Origin of the sequence: Peptostreptococcus faecalis, assembly GCF_900240845.1 — a bacterium.
Classification (GTDB): domain Bacteria; phylum Bacillota; class Clostridia; order Peptostreptococcales; family Peptostreptococcaceae; genus Peptostreptococcus; species Peptostreptococcus faecalis.
On the sequence record NZ_OERU01000002.1, the window covers coordinates 56,439 to 80,878 of the forward strand.

Annotated in this window: 20 protein-coding genes; 3 read left to right on the forward strand and 17 right to left on the reverse strand. The window is 31.2% G+C overall.

Annotated elements, in window-relative coordinates:
• Positions 1 to 73 precede the first annotated feature (73 nt).
• The 4 genes from C0982_RS05580 to C0982_RS05595 form a co-directional block, all read right to left on the reverse strand.
• A complete protein-coding gene (locus tag C0982_RS05580; RefSeq protein ID WP_101773280.1) occupies positions 74 to 1,027 on the reverse strand; it encodes a calcineurin phosphoesterase in 954 nt (317 codons plus the stop codon).
• Positions 1,027 to 2,403 carry an SLC5/6 family protein gene (locus C0982_RS05585; RefSeq protein WP_101773281.1) on the reverse strand — a complete coding sequence of 459 codons (1,377 nt, stop codon included), beginning with the start codon at positions 2,401 to 2,403 and terminating at the stop codon, positions 1,027 to 1,029. The genes C0982_RS05580 and C0982_RS05585 overlap by 1 nt, the downstream gene beginning before the upstream one ends.
• Before the next feature lie 303 nt (positions 2,404 to 2,706).
• On the reverse strand, positions 2,707 to 3,684 hold the full coding sequence (gene arsS / locus C0982_RS05590; protein WP_101773282.1) for an arsenosugar biosynthesis radical SAM (seleno)protein ArsS: 978 nt from the start codon (positions 3,682 to 3,684) through the stop codon (positions 2,707 to 2,709).
• 22 nt (positions 3,685 to 3,706) lie between these two features.
• Positions 3,707 to 4,048 carry an arsenosugar biosynthesis-associated peroxidase-like protein gene (locus C0982_RS05595; RefSeq protein WP_101773283.1) on the reverse strand — a complete coding sequence of 114 codons (342 nt, stop codon included), beginning with the start codon at positions 4,046 to 4,048 and terminating at the stop codon, positions 3,707 to 3,709.
• Positions 4,049 to 4,359: 311 nt separating this feature from the next.
• On the opposite strand from C0982_RS05595, the gene aroF reads away from it, so the two are divergent.
• Complete coding sequence (aroF, locus tag C0982_RS05600; RefSeq protein ID WP_101773284.1) at positions 4,360 to 5,169, forward strand: 3-deoxy-7-phosphoheptulonate synthase; 810 nt, start codon at positions 4,360 to 4,362, stop codon at positions 5,167 to 5,169.
• A 132-nt stretch (positions 5,170 to 5,301) separates the two neighbouring features.
• Here aroF and htpG read toward each other — a convergent pair whose 3' ends face one another.
• The gene (gene htpG / locus C0982_RS05605; protein ID WP_101773285.1) at positions 5,302 to 7,254 is read right to left on the reverse strand and encodes a molecular chaperone HtpG; all 1,953 of its coding nucleotides are present in this window, start codon (positions 7,252 to 7,254) and stop codon (positions 5,302 to 5,304) included.
• Between the two features lie 283 nt (positions 7,255 to 7,537).
• Here htpG and C0982_RS05610 point away from each other — a divergent pair, with 283 nt between their 5' ends.
• Positions 7,538 to 8,119: a biotin transporter BioY gene (locus tag C0982_RS05610; protein WP_242961509.1), complete on the forward strand. Its 582-nt coding sequence runs from the start codon at positions 7,538 to 7,540 to the stop codon at positions 8,117 to 8,119.
• 55 nt (positions 8,120 to 8,174) lie between these two features.
• Here C0982_RS05610 and C0982_RS05615 read toward each other — a convergent pair whose 3' ends face one another.
• The 6 genes from C0982_RS05615 to purE all read right to left on the reverse strand — a co-directional run bounded on the left by C0982_RS05615 (position 8,175) and on the right by purE (position 17,088).
• Positions 8,175 to 11,957, reverse strand: coding sequence for a phosphoribosylformylglycinamidine synthase (locus C0982_RS05615; RefSeq protein ID WP_101773286.1), 3,783 nt, complete (start codon positions 11,955 to 11,957; stop codon positions 8,175 to 8,177).
• Positions 11,941 to 13,209, reverse strand: coding sequence for a phosphoribosylamine--glycine ligase (gene purD, locus C0982_RS05620; protein WP_101773287.1), 1,269 nt, complete (start codon positions 13,207 to 13,209; stop codon positions 11,941 to 11,943). The genes C0982_RS05615 and purD overlap by 17 nt, the downstream gene beginning before the upstream one ends.
• Before the next feature lie 15 nt (positions 13,210 to 13,224).
• Positions 13,225 to 14,757: a bifunctional phosphoribosylaminoimidazolecarboxamide formyltransferase/IMP cyclohydrolase gene (gene purH, locus C0982_RS05625; protein WP_101773288.1), complete on the reverse strand. Its 1,533-nt coding sequence runs from the start codon at positions 14,755 to 14,757 to the stop codon at positions 13,225 to 13,227.
• 17 nt (positions 14,758 to 14,774) lie between these two features.
• A complete protein-coding gene (gene purN, locus C0982_RS05630; protein WP_101773289.1) occupies positions 14,775 to 15,368 on the reverse strand; it encodes a phosphoribosylglycinamide formyltransferase in 594 nt (197 codons plus the stop codon).
• A gap of 107 nt (positions 15,369 to 15,475) precedes the next feature.
• Positions 15,476 to 16,552: a phosphoribosylformylglycinamidine cyclo-ligase gene (gene purM, locus C0982_RS05635; protein ID WP_101773290.1), complete on the reverse strand. Its 1,077-nt coding sequence runs from the start codon at positions 16,550 to 16,552 to the stop codon at positions 15,476 to 15,478.
• Positions 16,553 to 16,614: 62 nt separating this feature from the next.
• Complete coding sequence (purE, locus tag C0982_RS05640) at positions 16,615 to 17,088, reverse strand: 5-(carboxyamino)imidazole ribonucleotide mutase (RefSeq protein ID WP_101773291.1); 474 nt, start codon at positions 17,086 to 17,088, stop codon at positions 16,615 to 16,617.
• A 489-nt stretch (positions 17,089 to 17,577) separates the two neighbouring features.
• Between purE and yaaA the strand changes: the two genes are divergently transcribed.
• Complete coding sequence (gene yaaA / locus C0982_RS05645; RefSeq protein WP_101773292.1) at positions 17,578 to 18,339, forward strand: peroxide stress protein YaaA; 762 nt, start codon at positions 17,578 to 17,580, stop codon at positions 18,337 to 18,339.
• An 86-nt stretch (positions 18,340 to 18,425) separates the two neighbouring features.
• Here the strand turns inward: yaaA and C0982_RS05650 are convergent, their stop codons facing one another.
• The 6 genes from C0982_RS05650 to C0982_RS05675 all read right to left on the reverse strand — a co-directional run bounded on the left by C0982_RS05650 (position 18,426) and on the right by C0982_RS05675 (position 24,417).
• Positions 18,426 to 18,983 carry a nitroreductase family protein gene (locus C0982_RS05650; protein WP_101773293.1) on the reverse strand — a complete coding sequence of 186 codons (558 nt, stop codon included), beginning with the start codon at positions 18,981 to 18,983 and terminating at the stop codon, positions 18,426 to 18,428.
• Positions 18,984 to 19,030: 47 nt separating this feature from the next.
• A complete protein-coding gene (locus C0982_RS05655) occupies positions 19,031 to 20,083 on the reverse strand; it encodes an NADPH-dependent oxidoreductase (protein ID WP_242961510.1) in 1,053 nt (350 codons plus the stop codon).
• 226 nt (positions 20,084 to 20,309) lie between these two features.
• Positions 20,310 to 21,578 carry a [FeFe] hydrogenase H-cluster maturation GTPase HydF gene (gene hydF, locus C0982_RS05660; protein WP_242961511.1) on the reverse strand — a complete coding sequence of 423 codons (1,269 nt, stop codon included), beginning with the start codon at positions 21,576 to 21,578 and terminating at the stop codon, positions 20,310 to 20,312.
• 44 nt (positions 21,579 to 21,622) lie between these two features.
• Complete coding sequence (gene hydG, locus C0982_RS05665; protein ID WP_101773295.1) at positions 21,623 to 23,029, reverse strand: [FeFe] hydrogenase H-cluster radical SAM maturase HydG; 1,407 nt, start codon at positions 23,027 to 23,029, stop codon at positions 21,623 to 21,625.
• 51 nt (positions 23,030 to 23,080) lie between these two features.
• Positions 23,081 to 24,154, reverse strand: coding sequence for a [FeFe] hydrogenase H-cluster radical SAM maturase HydE (gene hydE / locus C0982_RS05670; RefSeq protein WP_101773296.1), 1,074 nt, complete (start codon positions 24,152 to 24,154; stop codon positions 23,081 to 23,083).
• Positions 24,155 to 24,156: 2 nt separating this feature from the next.
• A complete protein-coding gene (locus tag C0982_RS05675; protein WP_101773297.1) occupies positions 24,157 to 24,417 on the reverse strand; it encodes a TM1266 family iron-only hydrogenase system putative regulator in 261 nt (86 codons plus the stop codon).
• Positions 24,418 to 24,440: the final 23 nt, after the last annotated feature.

The window sequence follows — 24,440 nt, forward strand, 5'->3', positions numbered from 1 at the left end:
AAGGAGTTTAGTATATTTAAACTAAACTCCTTTTTATAATTTATATTGTTATTTGTTCAATAAATTTTTATTATTATTTATTAGATTCTATTTTTACTGCACTACATTCAACACCATTTATTATTCTGTTTCTATAAGAAATGGATGCAGGTGAATCAATATTCCATATTTCATCAAACCAAGATATAAATTCATCTACATCATAATCAACTATACACTGTTGGATGTAAACATCATTTATCTTATCCTCAACAATAAAGTCTTCTCTGCGGTTAGTAGAAATCCTTGTAATTATTCCTCCCAAGCTCGTATTCACACTTGCCATTCCAGAAGCTCCATTATTATATACTGCCTTGTCTTCATACTTGAGTACAACTTGTGCACACGTATGCGTTGTTGCGAAGACATCTATTTTTTTAGATTTCATAAAATCATATAGTTCCTCTTGCCTACTTTTTTTAGATAGATTTTCTAAAGAGCAATCCCAACCGGATAAATACTTTTCATCACCATGCGTTATACTTACTTTAGATGATCCAACTTGTATATTCACTATCTTTTTTCTGTCTTCCAATTCTTTATATACATCTTTACGTTTAGTAGCTAAGTCTTTAAGTTTTTTATGAATTTCATTTGATCTCTCTACTGCATCATCAGATGTCGTATCTGGATAAGAGCATCCACATCCAACGCCAATATCATTTAGTCTTATCATCTCTGCTTCAACATTGCCTAGTAGCTTAATTCCTGATTCTGATAATTTCTCTATTTCAATGAAATCATCGTACTTGTAATCAAACCAATGCATATCTCCATTAAATACGAACTTAGGCATTATATTAGTTTCATTATATTCTTCATTTGCCATCTCAATAATTTTTTTCAAAGCAAATTTATTTCCATAAAGTCCACCAATTACATAAATTGTATCATATCTACCTTCAATTGTATCAAAACTGCTCTCCTCTATCTTATAATCTAGAGGACAAGTTCTTCCTGCCACACTTTCTTCTGTATTAGATTTCATTATATCCTTCCCTCTTTTTTAACAAAGAATGAAGGAAGAATATATCCAAATATACAAAGAATTGTACCATATAAATTAACCCCAAGAAGAAGTGCACTATCTCCAGTTCCTATTGCAAAGAAGTCTGGTATCATGTTAAGTGTGAACAATATACCTAACACTATTCCAATCCAAAAACTAAGATTAAAACCTAGTTTTGTTGGTTTTACAATTCCATGTAAGCAAAATATAGGAGCAAATCCCATTACCATGGTTCCAGATATTGTAGTAGCTTTCAATATATTTGTCCCTGTAAACATCGGAATATTACCTACTATTGCAAATATTACCATTATTGCCATACCCCAGTGTCTAGCCTTGTCAGGGTCTATTTTTTTTCCTGCTATTTCCGGAAGATCTACTGCCGCAAGCTTTGCAAGACTTGAAAATGCTGAATCCAATGTGGATCCTGCCGCCACTACCATTACTATTGTCATTACAAATAAAGTGACTGGACCCAATGCCATTCCTACTGCTACTGGTATGTTATCTGTTATTGGCATGCCTTCCATCTTTGCATATATACCTATAAAAGAAAACAACAAGATAGATAAAAATCCTAATAGCCCAGATATTATGTATGCTCTCAACATTACTTTTTCATCTGAAATAAAACCTCTGTCAGTAAGTACTGGATCATGAAACGGATAACTAAATATCTGAATTACCGTTACTAAAAGAAGGTCCAAACCTGTTCCCAAACTCCATGTACTTGAATTAACGTAATTTCCTAGTGGAGCTTTCGGCAATACAATCGACACGATAATTATCATAAACACGATAAATATTAATGTTTGTACTAAATCCGTAAAAATTGAACTTCTAAGTCCTCCACGAACTGAATAAATTAAAGTAACTATTGTGAAAAATATAGCGGCGCCAATAAATGATGCACTTCCTGAAACACCATAGTATCCGCCTACTACTGTGGTATTTGACCAAACTTCATTAAATAAACGTATAAAAATTGCTGCTGTAAAAAACAGTGAAGCCTTCTGCCCGTAGTTTTCATTTAAGAAAGATACTAATCCCTTTGCTTTAAATTTTGTTCTAAGTCTGTATATTACAAACCCTGCAATCGGTATACACAGCCAATATGTTGCATAAGCTATACCACCTATTATTCCGTATTTTGCCCCTAAGTTTGCGGCATTTGTAACCGACTTTGCAAATATCCAACTAATAAATATACTCGACGTTATCATCAACGTTGAAGAGTTGTTCCCTTTTTCATCTTTTCCATGGAAAAAAGAATCAAAACTAACTGCTTTTGGAGATAATGCTAGCAACACAATTCCGTAAACTATCAAAAATCCCCAAAAATATACATACATCATCTTTGTATTTCCCCTTTTCTAAAATATTATTTTATATAACACTTCAATGCATTTTGTGTTTTATTTTTTTATGTTTTTTATAATTTTGTAATAATTCTGTGTATTATTTTCAATATAAATAAACAATTCTCTATAATATCACACCAATGCATCTCCGTGATACAAGCTTTAATCAAAAAAGTATTGTACACGCAATTACAGTATGCACAATACCTTTAAAATCTTATACATTAATAAATATTCATAATAATAAACAATACTAAGCTGCGCATCAATTATGAAATTTAAACTTAAATATCGTCTTTAGTCAAGTGTTCCACCGCAACTAGACCCTGCTCCTGCAGTACAAGCATAGCAGTGCTTACCAGTAACTATTTTTCTAACACCTATTTTTTCTTTTTGTAAATCAAAAATACTATTTTTACCCTCAATTTTCATATCCACTGCCTGGTTGAAATCGCAATCGTATACAAATCCATCCCAAGATATTGATATTTGGTCTCTACACATAATTCCTTCTACCGTAGCAGGGTTAAATGCTGCATACAAAGTCTGCATATATGGGTCCAACATATTATTTTTGTATAAAAAGTCTCCAAATCTTCCTACAGGGTTATTTGTAATAGCATATAAATTATTGAATACTATTCCAAAGTCACTGCTTAATTTGTCTTTGTAAAGAGAAGTCATAGATTCTTGTGATGGTGGTAAAAAAGCTCCATTAGGATTATAAACTAAATCTAATAATAGATCTTGCTCTTTTCCATATCCAAGACTATTTAAAACTTTTAAAGCTTCTATTGACTTGTCAAACACTCCATCGCCTCTTTGTCTATCTGTATTTTTCTTTGAGTAAAAAGGCAATGAACAGACTACATTTATCTTATGCGATTTATAAAATTCTGGTATATGCTTGTATTTTTCTGTCAATAAAATGACTAAATTTGTTCTCACTATTACTTTTTCAGCAATTTTTGAACATTCTTCGACAAACCACTCAAAGTTTGGATTCATCTCAGGTGCCCCACCTGTTATGTCAATTGTTTTAAAATTATTGTTTTTAAACACATCAAGACACGCCTGCATCACTTCTTTGGACATTATTTCTTTTCTGTCTGGTCCAGCTTCAACATGGCAGTGTTTACATTTAAGGTTACACAGCCTTCCTACGTTTATTTGAAGTGTTGAAGGATTTTCTAAAGTATTTAGAAAATCCTTATTCACAACACTATCAGCAAAACTAGGAACATTTGCAGTTGTTTCTAGTTCTTCAATATTCATTATATACTCCTTATTTTACAACTTATTTCATAGTTAGACTATCTGATATATTCTTGCTCTGAACACCAAAAGCAAGAGTTGCCCCTGCCTTGATTGCCGCAGATACATGGATAGCTTCCATTATTTGATCCTGATCGCATCCATGTCCAAGAGAAGCATTTGTATATGCATCAATACAATATGGGCACTGAACAGTGTGTGCTACAGCTAATGCTATTAGTGATTTCTCTCTAGTAGTCAACGCACCCTCCGCAAATACAGTACCATAGTACTCCATGAACTTGTCCCACATCTCTCCTGCATCTTCTCCGATAATTCCCGCATTAAACTTCGCTAAGTCTTCCTTATTTAAATATGATTCCATTTGTAACCTCCTATTTTTAAAGTATTTTTTATTCTAAATTTATTATAGCCAATTATAAAAAAATGCTTTCCAACTACCATATTATTTATAAACGAAAACAAAGTCAAGGTATAACACTTTTTAAGTTATAGTTTTTTTATATAATGTTTCTTTTAATATAGTAAAAATCAATTCAATAATAAATTGGACGTAATTGTTTTTTTTTATTATAATAATTGATGAAACAGTTTTGAATTGTAATATTGGGTTATTATATTAATTAAGCTTATACATTATAAAAAATAAATGCGACAAGATACTCGGAGGTTTTCATGATAGATAATATAAATAGAACAAGTAGAAATATACATCCAAATAATACTGTAATTAAAGTATGTGATACTGAAATTGGTGGTGGAAATCTCACAATTATAGCTGGTCCATGCTCTGTAGAGTCAGAAGAACAAATACTTGAAATTGCAAAATCAATAAAAAATTCTGGAGCTAATATCTTGAGAGGTGGAGCCTTTAAACCAAGAACTTCTCCATATGATTTTCAAGGAATGGAAGCAGACGGAATAAAACTTCTAAAACTCGCAAAACAAGAAACTGGACTTCCAATTGTTTCTGAAATAGTGGGATTAAGACATTTGAATTTATTTGAAGATATTGATATACTTCAAGTTGGGGCAAGAAATATGCAGAACTTTGAGCTTTTGAAAGAGCTTGGAAAAACAAATAAACCTATTCTTTTAAAGCGTGGTTTTTCTAATTCTATAAAGGAATTGCTCTCTAGTGCTGAATATATAATGAGCAGTGGTAATGATAAAGTCATTTTATGCGAGAGGGGTATTAGAACCTTTGAGACATTGACTAGAAATACACTAGATTTATCAGCTGTACCTCTTTTAAAAGAAATTTCTCACCTTCCAGTTATTGTAGATCCTAGTCATGGCACAGGGATTGCAAAATTAGTTTCTCCTATGTCACTAGCGGCTATAGCTGCTGGTAGTGACGGTATAATGGTGGAAGTTCACAACGATCCAGATAATGCACTATCTGATGGAGATCAATCAATTACTCCTACTCAATTTTATGATTTAGTACAAAAAGCTCGTAAAGTAAAAAATATTCTTCTATAAAAAAGGTTCACATTGAAATTCATGCTAAAGTTTGTTATATTACAACTTTCAGCTACTTTCAATGTGAACCTTACTTTTTAAAATTAAAGTTAGAATTTAAAACTAACTTAAATCACTTATATTAATTTGTATTTATTTATATGAATCTAATAGTAAACTCATCAGTTTATTACTTCTATCAACATATTCATTTAATTGATCAGGTGTTAGTTCTTTGTTAGAAAGTATAGCTAAATCTGCAATTTGATTAACTATCAATTCTATTTTTTCCCTGTTTTCATCATTGCTGTTTATATCAAGTACTTTCTTTACTATTGGAGATTTTCTGTTTATCAATAGGTCATGTTGTTCGTCAAAGTTCATGCCTTCCATTCCCATTGCACTAAATTGGTCTTTCATCTTTGACATACGGATGCTCTGTTCATCTACGGATATCATAGCCGTAACATTTTCATCTTTAAAGCTTTCAACCTTATAATCGTTTAACTTCTCTCCAAGTACATCTTTGAACAATCTTATTATACTATCGTCTAAATTTTTATCTTCTTCACCTACATCAGAATTTACAATATTTGACATATCTGAGTCAATTCTCGTAAATTTAAGAGGTTGCTCTTTTTTTTCTTCTTGAGAAGCTCCTAAGTTCTCTAAATTTCCTTCTTTGTACTCAATTAATCCCATAAAAGGAGTATCTAGAGCATTGTTCATGATTACTGCATCTAATCCATTATCTTTAAATTGCTTAATATACTGTGCTTGCTGTTGTTCATCGGTAACATAATAAACTGTATTTTTATTAGTGTCTTCAGATTCCTTTAAATATTCGTCTAAAGTTAAATATTTTGAATTAATATCTTTGTAAAGTATTACTTCTTTGACTTTATCATAAAAACTTTCATCTTTTAAGCATCCATATTTAATAAACATATGAATGTCATTCCAGAAACCTTCAAAGTTTTCTCTGTCATTTTTATATAGAGATTTTAATTTATCAGCAACTTTCTTAACAATATGTTTTGAAATCTTGCTTACATCTTTATCATTTTGTAAGAAACTTCTAGATACATTCAGTGGTAAATCTGGGCAATCTATCACGCCTTTTAATAATAATAAAAATTCAGGTATTACTTCTTTTATATTATCTGCTACAAAGACTTGGTTGTTATATAGTTTTACTTCTCCTTCAACTAACTCAAATTCATTTTTAATTTTAGGGAAATACAATATACCTTTTAAATTAAATGGATAATCAACATTTAAATGTATCCAAAAAAGTGGCTCTTCATATACATGAAAAACTTCTTTGTAGAATTCTTTGTATTCTTCATCTGTACAATCTTTAGGAGATTTTAGCCAAAGAGGTTTTGTATTGTTTATTGGTTTCACTTCTAACTGCTCTACTTCTTCCCCTTTTTCTTTTCGTTCTTCATCTTCTTTTTTCTTTCTATTTATTTCTGCTATGTCATCAAGGTATATTTCTACAGGTAAGAAGTAACAGTACTTATTTAATATTTCTCTAATTTTATATGTGTACAGGAATTCGTCACTATCTTCTGATATAGTAAGGGTAATTTTAGTTCCTCTTTCTTTTTTTTCACCTTCAGATATTTCAAATTCCATACCATCTTCTGATGCCCATCTAACTGGCTTAGCATCTGTAAGATATGACAATGTATCAATCTGAACTTTATTTGCAACCATAAATGCAGAATAAAAACCTAGACCAAAATGCCCGATTATATCGTTTGCATCATCCATTTTATCTTGGTATTTTTTTACAAAATCCTCTGCTCCAGAAAATGCTACTTGATTTATGTATTTTTTTATTTCCTCTTCAGTCATACCTATTCCATTATCCGTAAAAGAGATTGTTCTATTCTCTCTGTCGACTGTTACTACTACTTTGAAATCATCCTTTGACTCTGCTTCTCCCATACTAGATAATCTCTGATATTTTGCAATAGCGTCACAGGCATTACTTACTAATTCTCTTACGAATATATCCTTATCTGAATACAGCCATTTTTTAATTATTGGAAATATATTCTCTGAATGAATAGATACCTTTCCTCTTTCTAAACTCATAAAAATCCCTCCATTACTATTATATTTATTTTTAAATTCTTACACCATGCAAATTGTGAAGTAATTTTATAAATTGTATTAGAAACAGAAATCTGCATAGCTTTCAACAAAGATATTCTAACACTTTTTTGTTATCAGAGTCAAGTATCGAGTGCTAATTTTGTATATTATTTTGAATTTCAATATTTAAAATAATATCATATAGTAAACCTAAATTATAAAAGGTTTACATCTTTTTGTAATTGTGATAAAATAATCCCATACCAAGATTTGGAGGTCTATTTTGAAAAATAATATTTTAAATTCTAATACCAATTTTTTAAGTGTAAGAACAATGATTTTTTGTTCCCTATTTACTACTTTAGTTGCTGTAGGAGCCTTTATTCGTATACCATTACCTGTTACTGTATTTACTATGCAATTTCTATTTGTATTGATGTCAGGGCTAATACTCGGTTCTAAAAGAGGCTCTTTATCTTGCTTTTTATATGTAGCAATCGGAATTTTAGGTTTTCCGGTATTTACAGAGGGCGGAGGTCCAATGTATATCTTGAAACCAACTTTCGGATATTTAATTGCTTTTATTTTTGCAGCGTTTTTAGTCGGATATCTAAAAGAGAAGTTTGGGTCTGACTCGACTTTAAAGTTGTCTGTTTACTGTGTTATTGCTATGGTCAACACATATATTATAGGTTCTTTATATACTTATTTTATATTAAACTACGTAATGGGTACTCCAATTAAGTATTGGATGTGCCTTGCCAGTTTATTTCCAGCTACATTTCTAAAAGATCTTTTCAGTTGTTTTATAGCTGCAGCTAGTGTAAAAAAACTTTCTAAACATGTAAAAAACCTTGAGTTCTAATAATAGATCTCAAGGTTTTTATTTGTTTTATTTATTTTTTATTATTTTACTATTTTTATTTAAAGTATTTTACACCTGATTCAAATAGCTTCTGATCTTTCTTTCCTATGATATTCTTTATTACATTTTCTCCAACTCTTTCAGAGTGTCCCATTTTTCCTAGTATTCTTCCATCTAATGAAGTTATACCTTCAACAGCATAATAAGAACCGTTAGGGTTAAATTCTATATCATAAGTTGCATTTCCATCAAAATCAACATATTGAGTAGCAATCTGACCATTTTCAATCAGAGACTTCATTACGTCATCACTGGCAACAAATCTACCTTCTCCATGTGATATCGCAATAGAGTGTACATCTCCTACTTCTGTAGCAGCCAACCAAGGTGATTTGTTAGAAGCAACTCTAGTCTGAATTACTTTTGCTTGGTGACGACCAATGTTATTGTATGTAAGTGTTGGCATATCAGCTGATGGAGTTTTTATTTCACCATATGGCACTAGACCTAGCTTTATCAATGCCTGGAATCCATTACATATTCCTATCATCAGACCATCCCTGTTGTTGATTAAGTTCATTATAGCTTCTTCTATTTTAGGATTTCTAAATACTGTAGCTATGAATTTTGCAGAACCATCAGGCTCATCACCAGCAGAGAATCCTCCTGGTATCATAACAATCTGGCTATTATTGATTTCTTTTACCATCATGTCGATAGAAGCTTCTATATCAGAATATTTCATATTTCTAAATACTCCAATACTAGCTTCGGCTCCTGCTCTTTCAAATGCTCTAGCAGAATCATACTCACAGTTTGTACCTGGGAATGCAGGTATAAATACTTTTGGTTTTGCTATACTTATAGAAGACTTTAATATATCTCCCTTTCTAGCGTAACTCAAGTTTTCAACTGGAGCATTCTTATCAGTTTCAACCTTTGTTGGGAATATTGGCTCTAGTGTTTCTGTGTATGATTTATAAAGAGTATCTAAGTCAATCTTTTCACCAAATACTTCTATTTCAGGAGCATCTGTAGTACGTCCTAATACTAAGAAATTAGATCCTTCTAAAGCTGATATATTTTCTTCGTCAATTTCTACAATTATACTACCGTAATTTTGCTTGAATAGTTCATCTTTTTCTGTGTATATTTCAGAAATTTCATCATTAAATTTCATTCCTATCTTGTTACCAAATGCCATTTTAGCAACGGCTTCAGCTATACCACCATATCCAAGTGCATATGTAGCAAGTAATTTTTCAGACTGCGTAGCATTATATATTACTTCAAAATTCTTTTTCATTATATCAAAATCTGGGAATGCATAATCTTTTTGAGGTGCATCAATTAAAACTACTAGGCTTCCAGATTTTTTAAATTCTTGTGATACTATTTTTGACGCATCTTGTGTATCTACTGCAAAAGATACTAATGTTGGAGGAACGTTTATATCTTTGAATGTTCCACTCATACTATCTTTACCACCTATTGCAGCTATTTCGAAGTTAGACTGTGCATAATATGCTCCTAAAAGTGCTGAGAATGGTTTACCCCAACGAGTTGGATCTGTTCCTAATCTTTCAAAGTACTCTTGGAATGTAAGTCTTGTACTTCTATAATCTCCACCTAGTGAAACAATTTTTGCTACAGATTCTACTACTGCATTTAAAGCTCCGTGGAATGTTGACCACTTACCTATTTTAGGATTGTATCCATAAGTCATTAGTGAAGATGTATTTGTTTCTGCACCTAGTACTGGTATTTTTGCTACCATTCCGTTGGCAGGAGTAGCTTGATATTTTCCTCCTAAAGGAAGTATTACCGTATTACCACCTATTGTGTTGTCAAATTTTTCAACCATGCCAGCTTGAGAACAAATATTTAAGTCCTTCATTGCCGCTTCATATTTATCGTTCATAGAGTTGAACTTATCTGTTACAGAAGTTAAATCTACATATGTAAAATCTTCATCAATAGAGTCTACCTTTATATCCGCACTTTGCTTGTATCCATTTGTATCTAAGAACGCTCTGTTTATATTTACTATATCTTTACCGTTCCAGAACATTCTCATGTATCCAGTATCAGTAACTGTTGCAACATGAGTAGCTTCAATATTTTCCAAGTTAGCAAGTTCAATAAATTTATCCTTATTATTTTTATCAATAGCAACTGCCATTCTTTCTTGTGATTCTGATATTGCAAGTTCAGTACCATCAAGTCCATCATATTTCTTAGGAACTAAATCTAGGTTTATATCTAAGCTGTCTGCAATTTCACCGATAGCAACCGATACGCCACCTGCTCCGAAGTCATTACATCTTTTTATCATTTTTGCAGCTACTGGATTTCTGAAAAATCTCTGAATCTTTCTTTCATTTGGAGCATCTCCTTTTTGAACTTCAGCTGAAGAAGTCTTTATACTATCTTCACCATGTTCTTTTGAAGAACCTGTTGCTCCACCTAGACCGTCTCTTCCAGTTTTTCCACCTAAAAGAATTATAATATCTCCTGGTTCAGGTCTTTCTCTTACTACATTTTCCTTAGGAACTGCTGCTATTACTGCACCAACTTCCATTCTTTTAGCAACGAAATCTTCGTCATATACTTCAGATACTTGACCAGTTGCAAGTCCAATCTGGTTTCCATAAGAGCTGTATCCATTTGCAGCTTCTGTAGTAATCTTCTTTTGCATCAATTTACCTGGTAGCGTATCTTCTAGTTTTGTTCTAGGGTCAGCAGCACCAGTTACTCTCATTGCCTGGTATACATAGCTACGTCCAGATAATGGATCTCTAATAGCTCCTCCAAGACAAGTTGCAGCTCCTCCGAAAGGTTCTATTTCTGTAGGATGGTTGTGAGTTTCATTTTTGAACATCAAAAGATATTTTTCATTCTTACCATCTATTTCTACATCTATATTTATACTACAAGCGTTGATTTCTTCACTTTCATCTAAGTCATCAAGCTTTCCTTCTTTTTTAAGCTTTTTCATAGCAACTGTTGCTATATCCATTAGACAAATATCTTTGTCTCTGTCTCCATACACAAAGTTTCTGTCTTCTATGTATTGGTCATAAGTTTCTTTGATTGCGTCAGTATATCTACCAGACTCTACTTTTACATCTGCTAACTTAGTCATAAATGTAGTATGTCTACAGTGATCTGACCAATATGTATCCAAAACTTTAATTTCAGTTATTGTAGGATTTCTCTTTTCTTCATCTCTGAAATATCCCTGAATAAGCTCTAAGTCATTGATTGTCATAGCTAATGAATTTTTGTTTAAGAAGTTTAATAAACCTTCTTTATCATAATCAATAAAGCCGTCCATAATAGCTACACTCTGTGGAATTTCGCTTTCTACCTCTAAAGTATTTGGCTTTTCTAGAGATGCTTCTCTACTATCTACCGCGTTTATTAAATATTTCTTTATTCTGTCTACATCAGCATCGCTTAATCCTGATTCTATTATTATCACTCTTGAAGAGTTTATCTTAGGTCTAATACCTTCATTTACTATTTCAGAACACATAGAAGCCCAGTCAGCTCTTTGATCATACTGCCCTGGCAAGTATTCTATTGCAAACACTGTTTCATCCTTTAGATTTGGTATTTCTTCGTAGTAAACATTATCTAGATTTGGCTCAGATAATATAGTTTCTGCTACTTTTTTATATGCACTATCATTCAAACCTTCAACATCATATCTGTTTATTATTCTTACCTTACCTACTGGAAGGTTCAAACTTTCAGATAGATCCTTCTGCATAGCAACAGACTCTAAATCAAATCCTTCTTTTTTCTCTACAAAAACTCTATTTACTTTGCTCATACTTTACTCCTATATCCTTTCTGTAATGCATGCCTTCAAAATTTATTTTATCTATATTCTTATAAACATTTTCTGCTGCAGATTCTACATCTTTTCCCTTAGAACAAACACCTAAAACTCTTCCACCGTTTGTTACGATATCTTCTCCATTTCGTTTTGTTCCGCTGTGAAATACAACAATATCATCATCTAAGTTATCAAGACCTGTAATAACCTTGCCTTTTTCATAGCCTTCTGGATATCCTCCAGATGCAATTATTACACAAGCAGCTGCATCATCAGTATATTTAATGTCTATATCTGATAGCTTATCTTCTGTAATAGCCATCATTATTTCACTTAAATCTGTTTCTAGTCTCATTAGCACCGACTGAGTCTCTGGATCTCCAAATCTACAGTTATATTCAAGTACCTTTTCACCTTCGTCAGTAATCATCAATCCTACAAATAATATACCTCTATAATCTAATCCATCTTTTTGGAAACCTTCAAGAGATTTTATTAATACGTCATCGTATACTTTATTTGCTAATTCATCATCATATATAGTACTTGGTGAGAAAGTTCCCATACCACCAGTATTTGGTCCTTTTTCTAGTTCAAAAACTTTTTTATGATCCTTTGCACTAACCATTGGTACTATCGTATTTTTATCAACAAAAGCAAGGATAGAAGTCTCTATTCCTTCCAAAAATTCTTCGATTACCACTGTATTTCCAGCATCTCCAAATTTTTTATCTTTCATTATCATGTTTAGAGTGTCTACAGCTTCTTCTCTAGTAGTAGGAATTACAACTCCCTTACCAGCAGCAAGTCCGTCTGCTTTTATTACTACTGGATATCCAAACTCATCAATTTCAGATATTGCCTTATCTAAATCTGTATACTCTTTGTATTTTGCAGTAGGTATTTCATGTCTAATCATGAATTCCTTTGAAAATAACTTGCTTCCTTCTAATCTTGAGCATTCTTTGTTAGGTCCAAAAACTCTCAATCCTCTTTTTTCAAAAACATCTGTAACACCCATAACAAGTGGCACTTCAGGTCCTACTATTGTCAAATCTATATTATTTTCCTGAGCAAAATCTGCTAACTTTTCTATTTCGTTATCTTTAATATCTACACATTGTGCTACTGATTCTATTCCTGCATTACCTGGAGCACAAAATACTTTTTCAACATTTTTTTCTTTGTTCAGTTTCCAACATATGGCATGTTCTCTTCCGCCGCCACCTATTACTAAAATTTTCATATTACAGATCCTCCATTAATGTTTAAAATGTCTCACTCCTGTGAACACCATTGTCATTCCTAACTCATCACAAGCCTTTATTGAATCTTCGTCCTTTATTGAACCTCCTGGTTGAACAACTGCTTTAACACCATACTTTTCTGCCAATCTCACGCAGTCGTCAAATGGGAAGAATGCGTCAGATGCAAGCACTGCGCCTTCAAATCTCTTTAAATCTTTATTATTTTCTATTGCATTGCTAAGTGCCCAAATTCTAGAAGTTTGACCACAACCGATGGCTAAAGTCTGACCATCTTTTACTATTGCAATTGCGTTAGATTTAAGATTTTTAACTATCTTCATTCCAAAATCCATATCTTCTAGTTGTTCTTTAGTAGGAGCTACCTTAGTCACTACTTCTTGCTTTTCTGATTCAATTAAATCCTTATCTTGAAGTAATAATTTTCCATCTAAGTATTTAAGGTCATATGGTTGCTTGCTCTTTTCTATTTTTGCAATTTTAAGAACTCTTAAATTTTTCTTTCCTTTAAGGATTTCAAGAGCTTCTGGTTCAAAATCATAAGCAACTACAATTTCTAAGAATATTTCACTTAACATCTTAGCAGTAGCTACATCTACAGTTGATGTAATACCTACAATACCACCAAATATAGATAACTTGTCTGATTCAAAACACTTTGTATATGCTTCTAATGGAGTCTTTCCTAGGCCTACACCACACGCATTTGCATGCTTGATCGCAACAGAGCATACTCCATCATAGTCTTTAAATTCTCTCATAAATTCTAAACATCCAGACAAGTCGTTTATATTATTGAAAGAAAGTTCTTTTCCATTTAATTGCTCGTAATTAAGGATAGGATTTTTTGCATTAGGCTGAGAATATAAGAAGCCTCTCTGATGACCATTTTCTCCATATCTTAATTCTGTATTTTTTTCAAAAGTAAGGTTTAATATATCTGGGTACTTATCATCTAATACACCAGCAAAGTAAGATGATATCAAAGCATCGTATCTAGCAGTAGTAGAGAATGCTTTATAAGCAAGTTTCTTTCTATCTTCAAGAGATAGTCCTTCTCCCTCCAACTTTTCTATTATCATAGGATAATCCGCTATATCTACTACTACAGTCACATCTTTATAATTCTTAGACGCAGATCTTATCATTGAAGGTCCACCGATATCAATATTTTCTACAATATCTTCATGTGATTTTCCACTTCTTACCGCACCTTCAAAATCATATAGGCTAACTACTACCATATCTATAGATCCTATATTATGTTCTTTAACTGTATCTACATGACTTTGTTCATCTCTTCTATATAATATTCCACCATGTATATATGGGTTTAGAGTCTTTACTCTACCATCTAATATTTCAGGAAAATTAGTTACATCTTCAACTTGTATTACATTAACACCATTTTCCTGTAATTTTTTGAAAGTGTTCCCAGTAGAAATTATTTCGTATCCATGTTCATTTAGTTTTTTTGCAAACTCAACTACACCTGTCTTATCTGTAACACTGATTAAAGCTCTTTTCATAACAATCCCTCCTGAAATTAATCTTCAATATAAACTTTTCTTCCAACAACTTTTATCTTATCTGCGCAATAAGATTTCACAACATTTTTTAATATTTTATGTTCTATTTCTAGTACTTTTTTTTGCAACTGTTCAGCTGTGTCATCCGCTAAAACTTCCACTGTATCTTGTAATATTATAGGACCGGTATCAGCATTTTCATCTACAAAATGTACTGTAGCCCCACTTACTTTCACTCCGTAATCAACCGCTGCCTGATGAACTTTTAGTCCATAATATCCCTTGCCACAAAAAGATGGTATTAGAGATGGGTGAACATTTATTATCTTATTTTCAAAAGCAGTAGTAAATTTAGGTCCTAATATTTTTAAAAATCCTGCCAATACTACTAAATCTATTTCATTGGATTTTAATTCTTCTATTATAGCATCTTCATCGTTTTCATATACCGCTTTAATATTGTGGTTTTCAGCTCTTTTAAGACCAAAAGCATCTTTATTGTTAGATATTACCACTTTTATACATCCATTTATTTCCCCTGTTTCAGTAGCATCTATTATAGTTTGTAAATTAGTTCCACCACCTGAAACCAAAACAGCTATATTCTTCATATAAGAATCCTCTCTCGATAAACTTTTTTACAAATAATTAGTAGCATAGGATTCCCTATGCATACAAATTATTATGGCCGTAAATACAATCCCCAATTACAAGTATATTATAATAATTCTACACCTTCATGTGAATCTACTACGCTACCAATTATATACGCTTTATCTTCCATAAGACCTTTATATTTATCTTCTACAAATTCAGCGTTATCATTTTCTCTCGCATTTATATAATCAACCACTGTCTGAGCATCTTCTTTGTTCACTATTAATACTAATCCAACACCCATGTTAAAACTCTTGTGAAGTTCATTTTTTTCTACAGCGTTAAGACCTTCTATCATTTTAAATATTGGTGGTTTTTCCCAAGATTTTGTATCTATATCAAGACCAAGTCCCTTAGGTATTACTCTTACGATATTTTCAATTAGACCACCACCAGTTATATGTGCTATAGCCTTTATATTATTATTTGCAATAGTATCTAATGCCAACTTCACATACACCTTTGTTGGAGTTAAAAGTGCATCTCCAAGAGACATTCCTAATTCTTCAACATTCTTTTTTAGATCCATTTTATATTCTTCTAAGAATATTTTTCTTACAAAAGAAAATCCATTACTATGAACTCCACTTGAAGAAATTCCTATTAATGTGTCACCCGCTTTTACATCCTTACCGCTTATAATGTTTTTCTTATCTGCTATACCTATTGAAAAACCTGCTAAATCATAGTCATCATCCGCATACATTCCAGGCATTTCAGCAGTTTCTCCACCAATTAGTGCACACTCACTCATCTTGCATCCATCAGCTATCCCGCCAACAACTTTTTCAATATGTTCAGGAACTAATTTTCCAAGAGCAATGTAATCTAAGAAAAACATTGGTTTAGCTCCTTGACAAATCAAGTCGTTTACGCACATTGCTACTAAATCTATCCCTACTGTATCATGCTTATCCATAAGTTGAGCTATTTTAAGCTTAGTCCCAACTCCATCTGTAGAAGCCAATAATACTGGTTCTTCCATTCCTACGAAGTCTTTTAATGAATATAATCCACTAAAGTTACCTAGATCTCCAATAACATTTGAATCATAAGTTCCCTTAATTTTATTTTTTATTAAATCAACCGCTCTGTTTCCTTCATCTATATCTACACCTGAACTCTTATAAGTTAACATCTTTAATCTCCTTAATCTAACAATATATTAATTTAAAATACGTGATAATCTTTTCTATCTTATTATTGAATTGATGCATCATCAGCTAATACTTTATCAGCCATTTCTTTTCTGTAATCTCCTAGCTTTACTTTCAACTCTGGATATTTAACACTAGCTATCTGAATTGCCATAAGAGCTGCATTAGCCCCAGAATCAATTGTCACTGTAGCTACAGGTATTCCGCTTGGCATCTGTACCATTGATAATAATGAGTCTAATCCGTCCATTGTAGATGATTTTATAGGAAGACCTACTACTGGTATTAATGTCTGTGCTGCTACAACTCCTGGTAGGTGAGCTGCCTTTCCTGCCGCAGCTATTATTACATCCGTATCATCTTCTATTTCCTCTAAAAAGTTTGATAACTCAACTGGAGTTCTATGTGCTGAAAGAATTCTAACAACTACTTCTACCCCAAATTTCTTTATCATTTCGATTCCACTTTCTAGTTTTGGTAAATCTGATTTTGATCCCATAATTACTGCTATTTTCATGTAAATTCTCCTTTTGTTTTTATAAGTATTTGTTTAATTTGAATAAACTTTATATAATATATTTTTTTATTTAAAACTTAATTTTATTATTAAAATTTTAATTTTATATCGATAATTATCCAATTTCAATACTAACTTTATATTAAAATAATAACTTAAAATACAAACTTTTTCAATACTAACTTTGTCTTTTTATGAAAAATATCATCATTTTTACGAATTAGTACCTGTTATTTTTATATTAATGTTCGTTTTTGAATCTTTTTGATATAACTTTCTTAATTCGATTATTTTTTTAATTTCAATTTTTTAAATTACTATCTATAAATTTTTTTATAATTACATGTAACAATTTCATAGAAATCGATTTTTTTATTTTTATGATATAATATACACAAAATCATAACTATTTATATAATATTTTGTATGACAACTAAAATGGGTATTATTCTCATGCATTATATTTTAGAAAGGAATAAATTTAAAAATATGATAGTTTTTATATCGCCTGCCAAAACTTTTAAATCATATCAACAAGAAGGATTACAAATACCAACTATGGTAGATTTTTCAAAAAAAATATTGAAAAAACTACAAATTCTATCTGCTGATGATTTAAAAACACTAATGAAAGTCAACGATAAGATTGCACTTTTAAATTACGATAGATTTAAAAATTTTAAATTCGACAAAAAAGGATCCCCTGCAATTTTTTCATATGATGGAATTCAGTATAAATCTATTAATCCTTCATCATTTAATAATGATGATATTGATTTTGCTCAAAATAATATACGTATTTTAAGCGGACTATATGGAGTTTTATCACCTATGGATTCAATTTATCCATACAGATTAGAAATGATGACAAAACTTGAAATATCACCTTTTAAAAATCTTTATGAATTTTGGGACGACAGTATCTACTCATCTCTGAATTCAGACTCAGATGGCGTAATTGTAAATCTAGCATCTGATGAATATTCTAAATCTGTGAAAAAATACCTAGATTCTGATACGAAATATATTACTTGTATATTTAAAATTGAAAAAAATGATAAATTAAAAGTTGAATCTACTGCTTCAAAAAAAGCTAGAGGATTAATGGTCAACTATATAGTTAAAAATAAAATTTCAGATTATCATAAGTTAAAAGACTTCAATCTTGATGGATTTGAATTTTCTGAAGATCTTTCAACTTTTGGAGAACAAAAAATCGAATATATATTTATTAAAAAGGCAGAAAAATAACTTATAATAAAAACAGACACCTACTTTTAAAAAGGGTGCCTGTTTTTATATATGTTATATATGCGTATATGTATCTTTTTATATTATTATTTAGAAAACATCAAAGCTTCTTTTCTTCTTGGTGGCTTTGGTGTTCTGTCCATATATCCCATTATAAGAGATGCTACTGGCTTATAGTTTTGTGGAATATTGTACTTTTCCTTAAGTTCTGGAGTATCTAATATTATTTCAGAAAATCCAATCCAGCAAGTTCCTATTCCTTCATTATTTGCCAACAGCATTATATTATCAGCTACACAACAGCAGTCTTCTTTATACCAATGTGCATCTGAATCGCCATATACAACTACTAGATTTTCAGATCCATAAAACACATTGTATTCTGGATCATTAAACCAGTCTTCATATTTCTTAAAATGCGGTAATGTATCTATTTCCTTTTTTATACCTTCTTTTGCAACATCAGATATCGCTTTCAATTCTTCTTTATCCTGTATGACTAGAAATCCCCATGGTTCCCTCATCTGTGCTGTTGGAGCACATACAGCTGCATCTATAATATTTTTTATAGTATCATATTCTAGTTTTTTATCAGAAAATTTTCTTACACTTCTTCTACTTTTTATGCATTCCAATACATCCATTCTTGCTTCCCCCTAAAATTTTGTACACATAATTATAGTACTACTTTTTACTCTTCATCTATTCTTGACTCAATCATATATATCAATGACTCAGCTGGCATATCACCTAATTTAGATAAGTCTTCTATTGTTGTTGATTTTAATTCATCATTAGAGTTTATTGACTTAATTTTATTGAATTTTGGATTAATATTTAATAAATATGATTTAATATATGGGTGTTTAGAGAATAAGTCTGCTAAGTTAGTGTCTAATTTTAACCCTGACTTACTTTCTTCAAAACTATGTTCTTTTACTTCTTTTGGCGATATTTTAAACATAGTCCTTATTTCTCCCTCTGGAATATATTCCATCTGAAGATCAAAACCTTGTCTTCTTATTGTATTTATTATTTTCAATCTGTTTTCAATAGTATTAGTAAGTCTAGAGATTACCTGCTTTGAAAAAGAGTCTACTCTTCTATTTGAATCTCTAAGATCATAATACTCCTGCATTTCTAAATCATAATCTTTTATAGACTCAAGGTAGCTATCTTCTACTTTGTATTCGTTTTCAAACACTTTAAGGTCTAACCCCATTCTAGGCTTTAGCTGTGGATTTTGATTAGGATATCCAAATCCAATACCTAATACTGGAAAAGTATATTCAGGTAAGTTTAAAATCTCGATTATTTGCTGCGAATCATTTAAGATGCTTCCGAAAAAACAACCTCCCATATCTAGAGATTCTACTGCTACCATTACATTTTGAGCTGCTAAAGATGCATCTGTAAACCCTTGAAAAAATCTATCCATATCATTTCTACTTTCTGGATAAAAATTTTGTTCAGCAGCTATCTTTGCATTTCTGAATGCATCAACAACAAATATCCAAAATTCTGGAAGTCTATTTACATATTTCTGTCCACATATTTCAGCTATTTTACCTTTTTTTTGAGGATCTGTTATTCTTATAATACTATATGACTGCATTCCAACACTTGTAGATGTGCGATTCGCCACTTCTAGAAGTTGTCTTACTATGTCCTTGTCTATAGGTGTATCCTTAAACTCTCTGATAGTTCTGTGCTCTAATTGTTTTTTTATTGTTTCACTACTCACTACAAAAACTCCCTTCATTTTTTACTCTTATTTTTACCATATGTTATAAAAGCTAATACAATAATTATATTAGCATTTACAATTTATGATATTTTAATTTTAGAAATTTTCCGCTATAAATATTTTATAGAAAAATCATATTTATTTTCTCTAAACACATTATACTAAAAAAAAGACCCAATTGGGTCTTTTTTTCAATATTTTGTTTTTTATTTGAAAAATATATTTAATATACAGCTCTTTTAAAAACTCCTTTTAAATAGGCTAATATCACACCATAATTCGTCATAGCCACTTCTTGAGACTTTGATAAATTCACTCTATTCATCATATTCGTTCTAGTCATCATGCAACCACCACATTGAATTATAATCGAATACTGTTTTAAATCACTCGGTATATTTTTACCATATGCAAAGTCAAACTCTAAATTTTTCCCAGTTTTCTTCTTGATTAAATTTGGAATTAGAACAGTTCCAATATCTTCATGCGATTTTGTATGAGTACATGATTCAGCAATTAGAATTTTATCTCCATCTTTAAGTTCTTCTATTTTTTTTGCTCCTTTTAAAAATTCTTCTATATCACCTTTTTGTCTAGCAAATAATATAGAAAAACTTGTAAGCTTCACATCACTAGGTACTAACTCAGCTACTTTATCAAATATCTTTGAATCCGTTATTACTAAATCTATATTCTTCATTTCAGATATAGCTTGCTCTAGCTCAGTATCTCTGACTACACTCACTCGTACTCCAAGATCCAAACAGCTTCTAATCATTTGTACTTGTGGTAGTATTAACCTTCCCTCAGGCGCTTCTGTATCTATTGGAACTACTAATAAAGCATGCTCTCCTGATTTTAGCATTCCACTTATCAGACTTTTTTCTTTACTTATTTCCTGGAGTTGTGAAATTATTTTTTTAATTATATAAGACTTATCCAGCTCAAGATTTATTTTATCTTCACTGACTGAAGTGAATACAACATCATCATATTCGTTATTTAAATTTGTTAAAGTTTTTTTATTGTATTTATCACATTTATTTATAATAAATAAATGCTTTTTGTCCATTTTTGTATATTTTTCTCTAAACTCTTTAGTTATGTCTTGTATTTGTTTTTTTATATAATCAATATCATTGCTTTTATCGACAACGTTAATATTTTTTTCGATTTGATTATATTCTAAAACTTCATCGACACTAATTACGTGTACAACCAAATCTGCTTCGCTTAATTCATTGAAGCTTTTTTTTGCTCTTAGCTCACCTAGTTCTCCTACATCGTCAATTCCTGCAGTATCCACTATTTTTATAGGGCCATATCCAATCAATTCCATCGCCTTCCATACAGGATCTGTCGTAGTTCCAGCATAGTCAGATACTATCGAAATATCTTGACCAGTAATATAATTAAACAGACTTGATTTTCCACTATTTCTATTACCTATTATTACTATATTTTTTCTATTTGCAATCGGAGTATCTATCATTTTGAACCTACCTAAATATTTATCTTATATAATAATATTTGCAATTATATATAAAGATCTCTTTCTCCATTTTTTATCTTTTCTATATTACCAAGAGCAAAGTTTCTTATATCTTCTCTATCAATTGTTTCAGCTTGTTCTCTTACAAATTTTTCAGCCTTCTTTAAAAATTCCTCATCTCCATAATCAGCTGCATATTCCATTAAAGTCGTCAATGCATTAGGCTTACACATATGGTGAATTTTTTCTGATTTAGCTATATTCATGAATTTTTCACCTGTTCTCCCTGCTCTATAACAAGCTGTACAATAGCTAGGAATGTAGTTATTATCCATTAAATCACTGATCACCTCAATAGGAGTTCTTTCATCTGCAGTTTCAAACTGATCAGTCTTTTCATTTCCAGCACTTGCAACATATCCACCTACACCTGGACATGATCCCGCACTTACTTGAGAGATACCATATTCTAATAATTCTTTTCTCATATCTTCGTCTTCTCTTGTAGATAAAATCATTCCTGTATATGGTACAGCAAGTCTAATTATTGCAACAATTTTCTTGAACATATCGTCGCTTACTAAATTGGGGAACGTTTCAAGTGAAACACCTTCCGCAGCTCTAAGTCTAGGTACTGATATTGTGTGGAATCCAACACCGAATTTCTTTTCTAGATGTTCATTGTGCATCATAAGGCCTAATACTTCAAACTTAGGGTCTGCTAATCCAAACAATACTCCTGCACCTACGTCATCAATTCCAGCTTCCATAGCTCTATCAAATGAAGTTGTATGATACTCGTAGTTACCCTTTACACAGTTTGGGTGCATCTTTTTGTAGACTTCTTCATCATATGATTCCTGGAATAATATGTATGTTCCTATTTCAGCATCTTTTAATTTCTTATAGTTTTCCACAGTTGTTGCAGCTATATTCACGTTTATTCTTCTTATAACACCATTTTTATTATATGTATCATAAATAGTTTTTATTGATTCCAATACGTACTCAATTGGACAGTTTAGAGGATCTTCACCAGCTTCTAATGCAAGTCTTTTATGACCCATTTGTTCCAAAACCTCTACCTCTTGTCTGATTTCGTCCATTGTAAGTCTTCTTCTTTGGAATTTATTCTTACATTTATATCCACAATATACACAGTTATTTACACAATAGTCACTTATATACAAAGGTGCAAAAAGCACTACTCTATTACCGTATACATTTTTTTTAATTTCTCCTGCTACTTTGAATAATTTTTTAATTTGGTCTTCGTTTTCAATTTCAAGTAGAGATGCAATCTCTGAATGATCTAATCCCTTTTTGTTTTTTGCCTTTTCTAGTATTCTGTCAATTTCTTCGTCTGTTGTAGTATTTTTTGCATTTTCAATTAAAGAATATATATATTCTCTATCCAACTTTACATTTTCATCAAATCTCTTTGTACTCATTTTTTCTCCCTTTCAAATCAGAATTTTCTTTTTTGTCAGCTATTATTAATTTTATTCAACACACATTTTACTGTCGCCTCTTGACATATTACAAATATATCCAAATGAATCGAGCTCATTTTTTATCATATTTAAAGCTTGTGCAGATTCACTGCCGCTACTTTTTTTACTATTGTAAAGCATGTAGTCTCCTCTATACTCTACTGGTGTCAAATTAGGCATTATTACATTTGAGCCTACATCTAATCCCGCTTTTCTACCATTTTCTGCTATAGATGCTAGAGCTGTAGTCGCAGGTAATAATACTTTTGGAAGCAATAGCCTAACCATCGACAATATAGTCAATGTAGTATCAATATCTCCACTTTTGTATTCTCTCATCTCTGTATCTTTATGTGTAATAAATGGACCTAGGCCTACCATTTCAGGTGAAATAGTCTTTATAAATCTAAGATCTCTTACGTAGTCTTTATTAGTATAACCTGGCAATCCCACCATTATCCCTGTTCCAGTTTGAAATCCTAGTTTTTTTAGATTTTTTATACACTCAACCCTTGTATCAAGTACAGATTTTGGATGTAGCCATTTATAATAATCTGGATTAGATGTTTCATGTCTCAACAAATATCTATCAGCTCCGGAATCTTTCAAAGCTTTATAGCTTTCATAACTTCTCTCGCCCATAGACAATGTAATAGCACAATTTGGATCTATTCTTTTTATCTCTTTTATAATTTCACACATCTTTTCATCAGTAAAATAAGGGTCTTCTCCACCTTGTAATACAAAAGTATTGTATCCTAAACTTTTTCCATTTTTACAAGCTTCAACTATTTCTTCCTTAGTAAGTCTATATCTATTTGCTTTTTTATTATAAGCATTTATTCCACAATAGATACACTCTCTTTTACAGTAATTTGTAAACTCTATCAAGCTTCTTAAATACACGTTTTTACCGTAGTACTTATCTCTCGTCTTTTTCGACAAAGAAAACATATACTCTTTTTCTTTTTTATTCATATTATCGAGTAACCATAGTAAATCTTCATCTCTAAGATCATTTTCATTGTAGAGTTTGTCTATTAATAATATTGCCTTGTCTCTAGTTTCTTCTCTTAATTCCATATCTAATCTGTTACCTTCTTCTTTGATACTGCTGTTTTTACAGTAACATGCTCAATTTTACCTAATTTACCAGTCATTGCATTAATTTTATCCATATCTCCCAGTACAGTAATACTTACTACGGACATAGATTCATTTTTGAATGGAATTCCCATTCTACCTCTTACTATATCTTGGTATGTAGATACAATTTCATTGAACTCTTTTTGACAGACTAAAGGTTCTTCTAAGATAGCACTTATAACAGCTACCTTCTTTTCCATAAAAACACCTCCTAAAAAATTAT

Bases quoted from the DNA above. Each gene is read 5' to 3' on its own strand.
- C0982_RS05650 (WP_101773293.1), bottom strand. From the start codon at position 18,983: ATGGATGTATTGGAATGCATAAAAAGTAGAAGAAGTGTAAGAAAATTT.
- hydE (WP_101773296.1), bottom strand. From the start codon at position 24,154: ATGGAATTAAGAGAAGAAACTAGAGACAAGGCAATATTATTAATAGAC.
- C0982_RS05615 (WP_101773286.1), bottom strand. From the start codon at position 11,957: ATGAGCAAAGTAAATAGAGTTTTTGTAGAGAAAAAAGAAGGATTTGAT.
- C0982_RS05585 (WP_101773281.1), bottom strand. From the start codon at position 2,403: ATGATGTATGTATATTTTTGGGGATTTTTGATAGTTTACGGAATTGTG.
- C0982_RS05595 (WP_101773283.1), bottom strand. From the start codon at position 4,048: ATGGAATCATATTTAAATAAGGAAGACTTAGCGAAGTTTAATGCGGGA.
- purN (WP_101773289.1), bottom strand. From the start codon at position 15,368: ATGAAGAATATAGCTGTTTTGGTTTCAGGTGGTGGAACTAATTTACAA.
- purM (WP_101773290.1), bottom strand. From the start codon at position 16,552: ATGTTAACTTATAAGAGTTCAGGTGTAGATATAGATGAAGGAAACAGA.
- yaaA (WP_101773292.1), top strand. From the start codon at position 17,578: ATGATAGTTTTTATATCGCCTGCCAAAACTTTTAAATCATATCAACAA.
- htpG (WP_101773285.1), bottom strand. From the start codon at position 7,254: ATGAGTTTAGAAAGAGGAAAGGTATCTATTCATTCAGAGAATATATTT.
- purE (WP_101773291.1), bottom strand. From the start codon at position 17,088: ATGAAAATAGCAGTAATTATGGGATCAAAATCAGATTTACCAAAACTA.
- aroF (WP_101773284.1), top strand. From the start codon at position 4,360: ATGATAGATAATATAAATAGAACAAGTAGAAATATACATCCAAATAAT.
- purH (WP_101773288.1), bottom strand. From the start codon at position 14,757: ATGAAAAGAGCTTTAATCAGTGTTACAGATAAGACAGGTGTAGTTGAG.
- C0982_RS05675 (WP_101773297.1), bottom strand. From the start codon at position 24,417: ATGGAAAAGAAGGTAGCTGTTATAAGTGCTATCTTAGAAGAACCTTTA.
- hydG (WP_101773295.1), bottom strand. From the start codon at position 23,029: ATGAGTACAAAGAGATTTGATGAAAATGTAAAGTTGGATAGAGAATAT.
- arsS (WP_101773282.1), bottom strand. From the start codon at position 3,684: ATGAATATTGAAGAACTAGAAACAACTGCAAATGTTCCTAGTTTTGCT.
- C0982_RS05580 (WP_101773280.1), bottom strand. From the start codon at position 1,027: ATGAAATCTAATACAGAAGAAAGTGTGGCAGGAAGAACTTGTCCTCTA.
- hydF (WP_242961511.1), bottom strand. From the start codon at position 21,578: ATGATAGATACTCCGATTGCAAATAGAAAAAATATAGTAATAATAGGT.
- purD (WP_101773287.1), bottom strand. From the start codon at position 13,209: ATGAAAATTTTAGTAATAGGTGGCGGCGGAAGAGAACATGCCATATGT.